At 36.5% G+C, this 13,061-nt stretch carries 8 protein-coding genes; all 8 read right to left on the bottom strand.

Annotated features, from left to right (window positions below; all coding sequences use genetic code 11):
- Positions 1-50: 50 nt before the first annotated feature.
- The 8 genes from C4F50_RS15075 to C4F50_RS15040 all read right to left on the bottom strand — a co-directional run bounded on the left by C4F50_RS15075 (position 51) and on the right by C4F50_RS15040 (position 12,991).
- Entirely contained in the window at positions 51-1,901 is a 1,851-nt protein-coding gene (locus C4F50_RS15075) for a beta-galactosidase (protein WP_194139481.1), read from the bottom strand.
- Positions 1,902-1,911: 10 nt separating this feature from the next.
- The gene (locus C4F50_RS15070; protein WP_194139480.1) at positions 1,912-4,224 is read right to left on the bottom strand and encodes a beta-N-acetylhexosaminidase; all 2,313 of its coding nucleotides are present in this window, start codon (positions 4,222-4,224) and stop codon (positions 1,912-1,914) included.
- Between the two features lie 239 nt (positions 4,225-4,463).
- Positions 4,464-5,483: a glycosylasparaginase gene (locus tag C4F50_RS15065; RefSeq protein ID WP_194139479.1), complete on the bottom strand. Its 1,020-nt coding sequence runs from the start codon at positions 5,481-5,483 to the stop codon at positions 4,464-4,466.
- A 93-nt stretch (positions 5,484-5,576) separates the two neighbouring features.
- Complete coding sequence (locus C4F50_RS15060) at positions 5,577-6,695, bottom strand: putative glycoside hydrolase (RefSeq protein ID WP_194139478.1); 1,119 nt, start codon at positions 6,693-6,695, stop codon at positions 5,577-5,579.
- Positions 6,670-7,737 carry a carbohydrate-binding family 9-like protein gene (locus C4F50_RS15055; RefSeq protein ID WP_194139477.1) on the bottom strand — a complete coding sequence of 356 codons (1,068 nt, stop codon included), beginning with the start codon at positions 7,735-7,737 and terminating at the stop codon, positions 6,670-6,672. The genes C4F50_RS15060 and C4F50_RS15055 overlap by 26 nt, the downstream gene beginning before the upstream one ends.
- 7 nt (positions 7,738-7,744) lie before the next feature.
- Positions 7,745-8,710 (bottom strand): glycoside hydrolase family 130 protein, encoded by a 966-nt coding sequence (locus C4F50_RS15050; RefSeq protein WP_194139476.1) that lies wholly within the window; start codon positions 8,708-8,710, stop codon positions 7,745-7,747.
- Between the two features lie 133 nt (positions 8,711-8,843).
- Positions 8,844-10,721 (bottom strand): sodium:solute symporter family protein, encoded by a 1,878-nt coding sequence (locus tag C4F50_RS15045; RefSeq protein WP_194139475.1) that lies wholly within the window; start codon positions 10,719-10,721, stop codon positions 8,844-8,846.
- A 44-nt stretch (positions 10,722-10,765) separates the two neighbouring features.
- Positions 10,766-12,991, bottom strand: a complete 2,226-nt coding sequence (locus C4F50_RS15040; RefSeq protein ID WP_194139474.1) for a GH92 family glycosyl hydrolase — start codon at positions 12,989-12,991, stop codon at positions 10,766-10,768.
- Positions 12,992-13,061 lie beyond the last annotated feature (70 nt).

Raw genomic sequence — 13,061 nt, 5'->3', positions numbered from 1 at the left:
ATCTAATTTATAATTTATTATTTTTTGTTTTTCTGGTTTAATAGGTAATCTCAATTTAATTTTTCAAGTATCGGCTGATCTGTAAAAGTTAATTCTGTTTTGTTATTTTCATTAAGCTGTTCCAATACAACAATCTTATTCTCACCCGCTTTCAACCAACAACCTGGTACATACAGTGTTTGTTGCGGTCCAACTTTCCAATAACGTCCAAGATTGTGTCCGTTAACAAATACAATTCCCTTTCCCCAATCTGTCATATCAAGAAAAGTATCGGCTGGTTTCTCTATGTTTACAATAGATTCATATAAAACGGGACGTCCCGGTTTTATCGTTTCATTTTTAACAGCTGGAACTTCATTCATCGGCATTTTATACATTTCCCATCCACCGCTGATTTCAAATTCATTTAAATATACTGGAGTAATAATTCCTTTAGTATTATGTACTATTTCGGCGCCGTAGTTAATGCGACCCATATTTTCAACTAGAATTTCTAAAATACCATTGAAAGGAATAGTTACTGTCAACTCGTAGTTTTTGAAAACTCTATTCAACTCGCCCGCTTTAACTCCGTTTACATAAACTGTAGCAAAGTCTCTCAATCCTTCAATTTTTAATTTACCAGAAATGGGCTGCGTAAATCTTTTTCGATACAAAACATATCCATGTCCTTGACCTAATTTTTCAAATGTTAAAGGCTGGTCATTTACAACTGGTTTTTCTTTTTTGATCCAACTTAAAACATCCATACTAGATTTGATAAGCTGATTAGGATATTTTGCAACTGGTATTTTGGCTGGAATTGAGGCTAATTTTGTTTTAGAATAATTTTGCATTACTTCACGTATCGCCATAAATTTTGGTGTTGCCCAACCTGCTTCGCTAATAGGAGCATCATAATCATAGCTTGTAATATCAGGCTGAATATCCATTTCTTCATTATAATTTGCTCCAGAGGTAAATCCAAAATTAGTACCGCCGTGTACCATATAATAATTAAAAGAAACACCTGCATCAAGGTACTTTTTAGTTTGACTTGCAATCTCCTCAGATCCAATTTTAATAAATGGTTCTGCCCAATGATCCAACCAGCCAGAATAAAACTCTGCGACCATATAAGGTCCTTGTCCTTTATGGTATTTATCAACCTGTTTTTTTAGATTATCTATATTGGATTCTCCATTTGCAGTCGGTAACGCGCCTTCTACCATACCACCTTCAAACAGCCAAGTACCGTCAGATGTAAAAAAAGGCTCTGGGAATCCCGTTTGTTTAAGCATATTGTAAATTGCAGTTTTGTAGGCTTTATGATCATCAGCACTAATATCGGTTCTTTGAGAAACATAAGAACCAAATTCATTTTCGGCCTGAACCATGATAATAGGTCCTCCTTGATTGGCAAAATTTCCTTTTACAGCTGCATACAAATGTTCTAGGTACGTTTTACAAGCTTCTAAAAATGCTTTGTTATTGGTACGAATTACTAAATCTGGATTATTTTGCAGCCACCACGGGTATCCTCCAAATTCCCATTCGCCACATGCATACGGACCTGGTCTAAGAATCACATATAGTCCTTCACTTTTAGCTATACGTAAAAACTCTGCTAAATCTCTATTTTCTGTTTTAAAATCCCATACACCTGGTGCTACTTCGTGATAATTCCAAAATACATAGGTTGCCACGGTGTTCATTCCCATCGCTTTAAGCATCTGCAATCGATGTCTCCAATACTCTTTAGGAATACGTGCATAATGCATTTCTCCCGAATGTATTTTAATTATCTTCCCGTCTTGCTGAAATTCTCCCTTAGATATAGAAAATCCTTTGGTTTGCGCCTTAGCCAAAAACGGCATCAAGCAAATCAATAATATCCCGAGCTTAAATAGTACCTTCTTCATTTTTTAATAATTAATCAATTAAAATTTCATCTACAAACAACCAAGAGCTTTCTCCTTTTGGACTTTTCTTTAAGTTGCCTGCAATAACTTTTACAAAACGTGCATTTTGTTTTTGAAAATTGATTTTGAAATCTTTCAATTCCGGAACCGCATTCACTGCATAAGGACGTGTTATTTTCCCTACCTGAGTATATTTAACTCCATCTGTAGAAATCAACACTTTAACTTGAATTGGGAAATTAACTCCTGCTCCTTGACTCTCTAAAGCTCCAACTTTTACTTGCTCGATACTTTCTTCTTTTTCAAGATCGATAACCAATTCCATATCGTTTACCAACCACGCCTGCCACTGTCCGTCATGGAAATTTTTGCTGCCGCGAATGGTGTTAATCATGGTATTTGCATCTCCTTTATAATTAGAATTATAAGGCGTCAAATATTTTACTTTCTTCGCTACTGCCTTGTGAAAAATAATCGTATCTGTAAATGTTTTTCCAACTGGTTTTTCATCTTGAAACAACGAAGCTTTTAAAATTGTAGTTTCTTTAATCTCAATCGGACTCACATACTTCACTGCATGGTGATCGATATTTTTATCTCCTAAAACATAACGAATATCCGGATTTGGAAACTCATTTTTCAATTCTACTTTTACTTGTTTATTGGCTAAATCTGCTGTAGAAGAAGCTGTTACCAAATAAGCGCTTTTCGCATAATTGATTCCAATATAATCGTAACGTTTTAATAAAGAAAATAATCTCGTTGTAAAATCATTCCAGTTGCGTTTGTCTTTCGGACTCCATAAAGTTTCTGATAATGCTGCCAATCTTGGAAAAATCATGTATTCTGAATCTTTTGGCCCTGCAATATGTTCTGCCCACAAATTCGCTTGTCCTCCTAAAACGTGTCCCGCTTCCTGAGGTGTCATTGTTGCCACTACAGGATCAAATTTGTACACTTCACTTAACGGATTATAAGCATCAAAAGCTAAAGGTTCTTCGTTTTGCGGTCCTTGATAAAAGTTGAAATAACAAGGCGTTTCCGGTGTCATAATTACGTCATGTCCTTGATCTGCAGCTTCGATTCCGCCTTTCATTCCTCTCCAGCTCATTACCGTCGCATCTGGAGCCAAACCGCCTTCTAAAATTTCGTCCCAGCCGATCACTCTTTTACCTTTTGAGTTGATGTATTTTTCCATACGTTTTACAAAGTAGCTTTGCAATTCGTTGACATCTTTTAATTTCTCGTCTTTTATTCTTTTTTGGCAGTGCGGACATTTAGCCCAATTGGTTTTAGTCGCTTCGTCGCCGCCAATATGAATGTATTTTGAAGGAAAAATCGTGATTACTTCATCAATTACATTTTGCAAAAATTCAAAAGTCGTTTCTTTTCCTGCACAATAGATATCAGTCAAAGGCCAAACTCCGCCTGACGGAACACCAATTCTCTGATTAAAGCAAGCCAATTCTGGATACGCCGCAATCGCACTGCTCACGTGTGCCGGCATTTCAATTTCAGGAATAATTTCAATTCCTTTTGTCGAAGCATATTTTACAATTTCTCTTAATTCATCTTGCGTAAAGAAGCCTCCGTAAGTTCCTTTTTCGTCAGGATTTGTCGTCAATCTGGCATTCCAGCTAGTGTTTTCTTGATCGACTCTCCAAGCGCCGACTTCTGTAAGTTTTGGATATTTTTTAATTTCAATTCTCCAGCCTTGATCGTCAACCAAATGCATGTGCAGTACATTCATTTTGTGCATCGCCAAACGATCGATTGTAGCCAGAACATAATTTTTATCAAAGAAATGACGCGATAAATCGAGCATTAAACCTCTCCATTTAAAACGCGGCTCGTCTGTAATAGTCAAACTAGGAATCTCCCATTTTTCTGTAGAAATAGAAAATTTACTTTCAATCGCTTCTGGAAGTAATTGGCGAACGCTTTCTAATCCATATAGAAATCCAACATTTCCTTTTGCAGAAATCACAATATTTGTTGGATTTACATCTAAAATATACGCTTCATTTTTTAGGTTCGAATCTACTTTAAACTGCACAAAATTTCCAGCTGGAATTGTATTTGAGATTTCTGGACGAAATCCTGCTGCAAGTTCAAATTTAGAAATCAAAGCATTGGCAGCATCTTTCTGAAAATCACCATTTACAACAAACTTTGTGTCTTTTGTAAAAGTAAAAACACCACTTTTAATAAAAGTCTGACTCGGTTTCGGAATGATGCGAATATCACTTTCTGTGTACACTTTCTGCGCATGAGCCGAAAAAATTGAAGTGATTAGGGTTAATAGGAATACTAATTTTTTCATTCTTTGTTTTTTGGTTTCTTTAATTGTTTGTTCAAACATTTAAAGATGTAGTTTTTAGGTTTAGTTTGTCATTTCGATCCCGACTCTTCGGGAGAGAAATCTCCGTAAGTAGCTCCTCATAGTGACTCGCCAATCTTTATAGAGTTTCTTGTGGAGATTTGCTTCGCCTGTTCGCTATCGCTCGGGTCTCCTTCGTCGAAATGACAAATATTGCGTTTAATCTCTTCAACGGATTAATACTATTTATCCCAAGACATTTTAAATTTGGCATCTTCCATTCTGTGGCCTTTTACGTCATCAGAAACGGCAAAATTGAAACCAGATCTTAAACTATACCCTGCATATTCTCCGTTTTTATTTAAAGCAATAAAACCAACCTGCAGGTATTCCATGTCTTTGTGATTTTTGTGTTTGTTGTAAATACGCTCTGTAATTTCTTTACAGGCATCAAAAGGCGATTTTCCCTGACGCATTAATTCGACTACCATTGCGCTTCCAGCAGTTCTGATAACTGCTTCGCCTAAACCAGTAGCTGCAGCAGCTCCTACTTCGTTATCAAGAAAAAGACCCGCGCCGATTATTGGGGAGTCACCGACGCGGCCGTGCATCTTCCAGGCAGCACCACTAGTGGTACACCCTCCCGAAAGGTTTCCGTCTTTATCTAACATTAGCATACTTATGGTATCGTGATTTTCTATATTGATAACTGGTTTGTATTTGGATTCTTCCAGCCATTTTTTCCAGTCTTTTTCAGATTCGGGAGTCAATAAATTTTCTTCTTTAAAACCTTCTGATAAAGCAAATTGTAATGCTCCTTGTCCCGCTAACATAACGTGAGGGGTGTTTTGAAGTACTTTTTTGGCAACAGAAATCGGGTGTTTGATTCCCTGCAGAAAACAAACAGAACCGCAGTTGCTGTTATGATCCATAATACAGGCATCAAGGGTTACTTTTCCTTCGCGGTCAGGATAACCTCCATAACCCACGCTGCGGACATTAGGATCGGCTTCTGGTATTTTCATTCCGGCTTCGATAGCATCCAAAGCTGGTTTTCCTTCTTGTAAATTTTTCCAAGATTCTTTATTGGCAGGCAGACCATGATTCCATGTCGAAATAATGACGGGTTTCTGCTGTTTTTTCTCTTTTACTTCTTCAACTTCATTTTCATGATTTGCAGCAAATCCGCTTACGCCCAAAACAGAACTTACGGCTAGCGTACCTAAGGCTGTTTTCTTGATAAAATCTCTTCTATTTGACATGTGGTTTTTGTTTTTTGGTTCAACATTAAGAATTCAATTTGTTCTTGATGCTGCAATTTACTTAGTAAAAAAATTTAATCCGAGTAAAATCGGTTATAAGCTTGCTTTTACTGCTTTTATTGTCTTTAAATTACTATCTGATAAAGCATTTCCGTCAAAAAATGACACGCCTTTTGCTCCGTTTTTCTTAGCTTGAAGAATTGCTTCTTTCAATTCTGCATCCGATTTTAATCCCGGAATATAAATTCCTGTATTTACTTTTGTTTCTTTTCCTTCTAAATCGGCAACGCCTTGTTTGGTCGCATAACCTACCCAGTCAATTTCTTCATCGTAAAAACTATGGTAAATCATTGGATAAACTTCGTCAATAGTCCATTTATCCCAGCGCTGGCGCACCATGTGATCTGCCATTTCTGGATAAGGAAAAACCGCTGCTGTTAATTTTACATTGTGTTTATGAGCAATTTTATAAGCATCATCTACAACTGCTTTTACGGCATTTAATCTGAAGTTTTTCCACTCCATATCGATAGAAGTGTTATGGCTTTTCTTTGGATTTTTATGATGTTCTTTTTCGAATTTAGAAACGCAGGCATCGCAATAGCAGAAGTCAAATTGCGGTAATTCTGTATCCTGAACTAAATTGTATTTTGGCAATAAACTGATTGGCAAAAAGATATCCGGGAAACGAATGTAATCTAAATGTACACTTTCGATTCCTTCTACTTTTGCCAAACCTTCTACCAAACCTAAAACGTGATTTCTAGATTCTTCTTTAGTCGGGCAAAGCCATTGGTAATAATCTACATACGGACGATTGTCAAAACAAGATTTTCCTTCTTTACTAACTTGGTACCAATCTGGATGCTGTAACGCTACTGAATCGTTCGGGCGGTTCATTGCCATAATCCAAGCATGTACTTTTAAACCTTCTTTTTTAGCTAAAGGCACTAATCTTCCTAAAAGTTTCGGATCGGTATTGGTGTTGATTAAAACTTCATCAATCCCGCCGTCTTTGTATTTTTTGAATTCTTTGGTATAATCTGCATCCGATTTTTTCGCGTCAGCAGTTGTCCAAACGCCGAAATTGAATTTTCCATTTTCTTCTGTTTTATTTTCTTTTTGTCCACATGAAAATAAAGTCAGCGAAAGCGCGAGAACTAAAATTTTCGATAGTTTTTGAAACTTATTCGTTCGTAATAATCTTACCATCTTCTTTAATTATTAAGGTTTTGTTTGAAAAAGGACTTTTTACTGCGATATTAAATCCTGATAAATGATTCTCTAATATCGGCTTTAAAACTTTTCCATCAACAATTATATTTTTTTTACTGATATTCTGAAGGGATTTTGCCCAGGTTTTGTTCTTGTCAAAATATCTTTTTTGAGCTCTGTATAAAGTATACAATTCCCATTTTACTTTTTCTTCCTGCGGAATTGTGAATTTATCTTCGTTTTCTTTTGAAGAGAAGTATACATAAGCCCATTTTTCGGGCTCATGCATATTTATGACTCCCATAGGCGACCAAACCCAATTGTATTCAGGGAGAAATTTTCCTTCTTTATCTTTTTTACGTTCGTATTTACCGTCAACAATATCGTGCTGCCAATTCACTCGAGAGAAATTGACTTTCCAAAATTTATCTTTTGGAACAATATCGTCAAAATATGATGTTTTATAAACCGACCACGGAATGGCGATTTCTAAAGTCCAGCCTTTATCAATATCCGAAGCATTATTTAAAGTTCCGTTTACTTTCACTGCCGATTTTAGTCCGTCGATATTCCAATCGTTTAAAACCGTATTTTTTTCGCGGTACGGTTTATTAATAAATAAATCCCAAGCGGTGTTTAAAGCATTTATTTCTAATTCATAATAATTGTGTGTATCATTATCCGGATCGATAAAAACCTCAAAATCATTATTATAAAAAATAATGGTATCGCGTTGTTTTAGGTTTGCCCAAACGTGGGGCTCTTCCATTTTAGCAAGAATATAGTAGTAATTATCGTCCCAGAGCATTTTGACCTGAGTTTTGTATTTTGGAGTTTCAACGCCTTCTATGTCGACAAAAGGTGTTGTCCAAGATGCTTTTTCCCAAGCTTTATCTGCTTCATCGCCGTCGATAACAATTTCTTTTGACGTTTTATACGCAATATAACTTTTTGGTGTAACCTCTTTTTCAGATTGCGCATACCCTGTCAAACCAACAAAAAATACGGCAAGGGACAATAATTTACTTCTACTATGCATCTTCTTATTATAAACTATTCTCTTTTGTAAACTGAATCACTTCACTTAATTTTCCGAATGCAATTGCAACCGCAGTATCTGCAGCTCCATAATAAACTGCCAGTTTATCTTCTTCAATATCGTGTAAAGCAGCACATGGGAAAACAACGTTTGGTACGTCACCTACCATTTCATACGTCTCAGCAGGTCCTAATAAATAAGGCTGTGTTCTGTATTTTACCTGATCTGGCGCGTCCGTTTCTAACAAAGCGGATCCCATTGCATAACGGAAACCGTTGCAGGTATTGATAACTCCGTGGTAAATCATTAACCAGCCTTCGTCAGTTAAAATCGGAATTGGTCCAGCTCCTACTTTGGTACACTGCCAAGCACTTTGCTCAAACGGAGACGGTTTCATCACCAATCTGTGTTCTCCCCAGTATTTCATGTCTGGGCTGTAGCTGATCCAGATATCTCCAAAAGGTGTATGCCCGTTATCACTTGGACGGCTTAACATCGCGTATTTTCCGTTGATTTTCTGCGGGAACAAAACTCCGTTTCTGTTGAAAGGAAGGAATGCATTTTCGCATTGAAAAAACTCTTTAAAATCAAAAGTATATCCAATACCAATTGTGGGCCCGTTGTAACCATTACACCATGTAATCCAGTAACGGTCTTCGATCCAAACGACACGCGGATCGTATTTATAAGCAGATTCGATCATTTCTGTATTTCCAGCTTTCATCTCGATTGGTTCGTGGTTGATGTCCCAATTGATACCATCTTTACTGAAACCAGCAAAAATATTCATCTGAACTGCTTTATTATCACATCTAAAAACCCCAGCATATCCGTCTCCAAAAGGTACTACTGCACTATTGAATATACTGTTTGAAGTAGGAATCGCATATCTGTCGATAATTGGATTCTCAGAATATCTCCACATTACATCTTTACTGTTTTCGGGTCTGTCTTGCCAAGGAATAGTACTCATTTTTTATTCTTTTTATTTATTAGTTTTTTTGTGTTTTTATTTGTTTTGAGGCTTTCTATTAAAATTCCCTCTCAGTTTTTGAGGAAATTCTCTATTCTAAAATCCTGTTTCTATTATCTTGCTTCTATTTTCTCTACTCTTCTATCTTCCTAACTCGGTCTAACCAAGTAAATTTCAATATTGTCGTGGTCACTAAAAAGATAACCAAAGCCACTGCTGCTTTTGGATAATCTCTGATAATGAAATAAATCGGAAGCAGAATCATGCTTGACTGCCAAACAATTCCGATAATACAATTCATCATATCTAAATAGAAATCATTATTTTTTTGGAAAGATTGATCTTCGGCTTTTAATTGTTTGTAAACCGGACCCCAGAATCCCCAAGGTCTTACATTAGTGTAGAACGATTTTAAAACTTCTATGTCTGTTGGTTTGCTTAAATACGTTCCGAGAAGACAGCCTAAAATCGACATTCCGAAAATTAATGGGAATAAGTAAATCGATGGTACTTGTGAAAGGTCGTGCAGGAACGTTCCCGCTTCTAAACTTCCTTTACTCTGATCTAAAACAAATTGAAGAGAAGCTGCGATAAGTCCGCCTACCATTCCCCAGAAATATCCCCAGCCGTTAAAACGCCACCAGATCCATTTTAAGAAATTGGCTGCAACGTAACCTCCATAAAGAGCACTTGTAATCCAAAGTGTCAGTGAGTTGATAGAATCTGCAAAGAATCCCATAAAAACTCCAAGACCAACTACTAAGAAAGAAGAAATCTGGCTTACCTTAATATAATGCTGATTGGTTGCAACTGGTTTGAAGTATTTTTTATAAATATCATTTACGATATAAGCTGGTCCTGCGTTTACGAAAGCAGAGAATCCAGACATAAAAGCGGCTAAAAGTCCTGCCAAAAGAATTCCTTTTATTCCAACCGGAATATAAAGATTCACTACTTTAGGCATTAATAATTCCAGATCCGCGCCTGTTAAGTTTACGTTTGCATTTAATTCTGGAGCAAGATTTACTAAAGCAATAACCACGATTCCTGTAATTAGTAAATATCTTGGTATAAATAAAATCAAGTTAGTAAAACCGCTCATGTAAGCTGCTTCTTTAACCGACTTTGTAGACAAAACTCTTTGTAAATCATAACTTGGAGTTGGTCCTGCAACACTCGCGAAGAATCCTTTGAACAAAGTCATCCCGATAAAAGCACCAAACATTTTATAGCCCTCTGTATCGATTAATTTATTGAACGTTTCGAATTTATCGCCCCATTGTGTTTCAAATTCCCAGCCGAAGAAAACATTTTTCCATTCTGGTGTAATAACCGAATTGATTTGAATATCAGTATAATTAATGAATGCATAACCCGCGATTAAAACACCCGCAACAATCATAATAATGTATTGCACTACTTCTGTCGCAACTACCGAAAACATACCGCCTTTTACGGTATAAATTGTAGTTAAGAAAATGATTAACAATGCATAAGCCTGCTCTGATGTTAAGAAAACAGAACCATTTAAATGAACTGTCAAATCCCAAGGAAGAATAATGGTTACAAATTTTCCGATTCCGACGAAGAAATAAGCAATGAAACCAATTGTAGAGATTATGGCAAAAATGGCCACAATAATATGAGATGCTTTACCCGCTTTGTCGCTTCCAAAACGCGTTAGAATCCATTCAGATCCCGTCATTACCTTGGATCTTCTGATCCAGACTGCGAGGAACATCATCACGAAAATCTGGTTCCAAATCGGCCAAAGCCACATAAACATAAAGCTTTTTACTCCATATAAAAACAGAACACCAATCATCCAGGAAGTCCCAGAAACATCAAACATTCCAGAGCCGTTACTCAACCCTAAAAAATACCATTTGATTGATTTTCCTCCCAAGAAATAGTCATCTAAGCCTTTGGATGCTTTTCTTGAAATCCAGATTCCGATACCGACCGAGAGGACGATATAAATTAAAATGATTGATACGTCGATAATGTTCATTAATACTTATTTATTATTAGTTAGTTACGCTATGTTTAGTTTTTTTATAATCCCCAGTTTTTGTTTGGAGCTGCTCCCATTACAAAATGCAATACACCGCCGTTAAGCATTTCTTGGTGTTTGATTGCTGTTTTATTGAATGGTTTTCCGTTTAAAGTTGCAGATTGGATGTAGAAATTCTTTTTCGAAACATTCTCTGCTTCAATTACAAAAGTTTTTCCGTTTGGAAGATTTAAGGTCGCTTTCTCAAAAATCGGACTTCCAATTTCGTATTCGCCAGAAGCTGGATTCATTGGGTATAATCCCATAGAGCTGAACACATACCAAGCCGACATTTGGCCGCAGTCTTCGTTTCCGCTCAATCCGTTTGCTGTTGTATTGTATTGTGTATCTAAAATATGTCGTACCCAATATTGTGTTCTCCAAGGCTGTTTGGCATGGTTGAACATATAAGCAATGTGGTGACTTGGCTCGTTTCCGTGCGCATATTGTCCAATCAATCCAGAAATATCTGCCGAAACATTGTTTCCTGTAATCTCAGAACTTTCGGTAAATAACTGCTCCAAACGTTTGGTAAAGATTTCGTTACTACCGTGAAGTTTAATAAAATCATCTACATTATGAGGTACAAACCAGCTGTGCTGCCAAGCATTTCCTTCTGTATAATCGGTATGTTCTCTGTGGTTCGAGTGTTTCGGATCAAAAGGTTCGTTCCAAGATTTACCATCTTGAGATTTTCCTCTCATAAAACCAGATTTCGAATCAAATAAATGTTCGTACGCTTTAGATCGTTTAGAGAAAAACTCATAATCGGCTTGTTTTCCTAAAGCTTTTGCCATTTGCGCTACGCACCAATCGTCGTATGCATATTCTAAAGTAATTGTAACCGACTCATCTAATAAATTGTATGGAATAAAACCGTATTGTTTGTAGAAATTCAAGCCGCGTTCGTCCTGCATCATCGTTGCTTTCATGGCTTCAAAAGCTTTTTCGGCATCAAAACCTTTTATACCTTTTAAATACGCATCTGCAATAACTGGAATCGAGTGATATCCCGTCATCGTATTGGTTTCATTTGCATACAATGTCCAAACGGGAAGTATTTTTTTTGTTTCGTAATAAGCCAGCATTGAGTTGACTAAATCTGAAACTTTTGTTGGTTCTAAAATTGTCAGTAAAGGATTTTCTGCTCTAAAAGTATCCCAAAGCGATAATGTAGAATAGGCCGTATAATCTTTTGCAGTGACAATTTTGTCGTCTTCAGTTCTAAATTGTCCGTTTTTATCGCTGTAGGTTACAGGCGCAACTTGAGCGTGATACAATGCTGTGTAGAAAATAGTTTTTAAAGAATCTACTGGAGTTTCAATAGTAATTTTGCTTAAAGCTTTGTCCCAAAGTGCTGCTGCATTAGATTTTACTTCTTCAAAATCTTGCTTTTCGGTATCTAAATTGCCTTTTGCATTTTCTACGCTTACAGACGAAAGTGCTACTTTTACGTTTAATTCATTAGAATCTTTCGAATCAAAAAACAATTGTAACGCTGTATTTTCGCCCTCGGCATTTTTGCCTGAAACTACTTTTTTATCATTCGTTAAGATAGATTCTGTAATCGGTTTCGAAAATTTAGCCACAAAAAATACTTTCTGATTTTTTGCCCAGCCTGTGCTGTAACGAAAACCGCTTATTGTAAATTCATCTTCAATTTTGATGGCTGTTTTGGTCGCTTTGTCCCAATTAATAGCAAAACCTAAATCGACAATCAAAGATTGTGTGTCGTTACTATTATAGGTATACTTGTGGTAGGCGGTTCTTTGCGTAGATGTTAATTCTACATTGATTTTAGGATCTTCAAGAAAAACTTGGTAATAACCCGGTACTGCTTTTTCGTTAGCATGACTATATTTTGATTTATACGGAAGGAAATCGCGTGAAGCGGCTTTGGCGGTTAAGTCTAATTTTTTGTTTGTCGGCATAAATAAAATATCTGCCAAATCACCGATTCCTGTTCCGCTTAAATGTAAGTGACTAAATCCAGAAACTATAGAGTCCGAATAATGATAACCAGAACACCAGTCCCAGTCTGAAACTCCATTATCAGGGCTCACCTGCAGCATCCCAAACGGAACTGTCGCACCAGGATACGTATGTCCGTGACCGCCAGTACCTATAAAAGGATCTACATAATTTGTTGCAAAACTTTGTTGCTCTTTGTTTATTTTGCAACTTGCAATAAAAATTACCGTTAGAGAGAGCAGTGTAATTTTCCTCATATCAAAACAATATTAATTTAACTTTAAATTTAGATAAATTCAACTTTTACCAAAATATTTTTAGACGGAC

It is taken from the genome of Flavobacterium hungaricum (assembly GCF_015182285.1).
Classification (GTDB): domain Bacteria; phylum Bacteroidota; class Bacteroidia; order Flavobacteriales; family Flavobacteriaceae; genus Flavobacterium; species Flavobacterium hungaricum.
This window is presented reverse-complemented; position numbering and strand designations above follow the sequence as displayed.

Excerpts from the sequence above, each read along its gene's own strand:
- C4F50_RS15075 (WP_194139481.1), bottom strand. The coding sequence starts at position 1,901 with ATGAAGAAGGTACTATTTAAGCTCGGGATATTATTGATTTGCTTGATG.
- C4F50_RS15070 (WP_194139480.1), bottom strand. The coding sequence starts at position 4,224 with ATGAAAAAATTAGTATTCCTATTAACCCTAATCACTTCAATTTTTTCG.
- C4F50_RS15065 (WP_194139479.1), bottom strand. The coding sequence starts at position 5,483 with ATGTCAAATAGAAGAGATTTTATCAAGAAAACAGCCTTAGGTACGCTA.
- C4F50_RS15060 (WP_194139478.1), bottom strand. The coding sequence starts at position 6,695 with ATGGTAAGATTATTACGAACGAATAAGTTTCAAAAACTATCGAAAATT.
- C4F50_RS15055 (WP_194139477.1), bottom strand. The coding sequence starts at position 7,737 with ATGCATAGTAGAAGTAAATTATTGTCCCTTGCCGTATTTTTTGTTGGT.
- C4F50_RS15050 (WP_194139476.1), bottom strand. The coding sequence starts at position 8,710 with ATGAGTACTATTCCTTGGCAAGACAGACCCGAAAACAGTAAAGATGTA.
- C4F50_RS15045 (WP_194139475.1), bottom strand. The coding sequence starts at position 10,721 with ATGAACATTATCGACGTATCAATCATTTTAATTTATATCGTCCTCTCG.
- C4F50_RS15040 (WP_194139474.1), bottom strand. The coding sequence starts at position 12,991 with ATGAGGAAAATTACACTGCTCTCTCTAACGGTAATTTTTATTGCAAGT.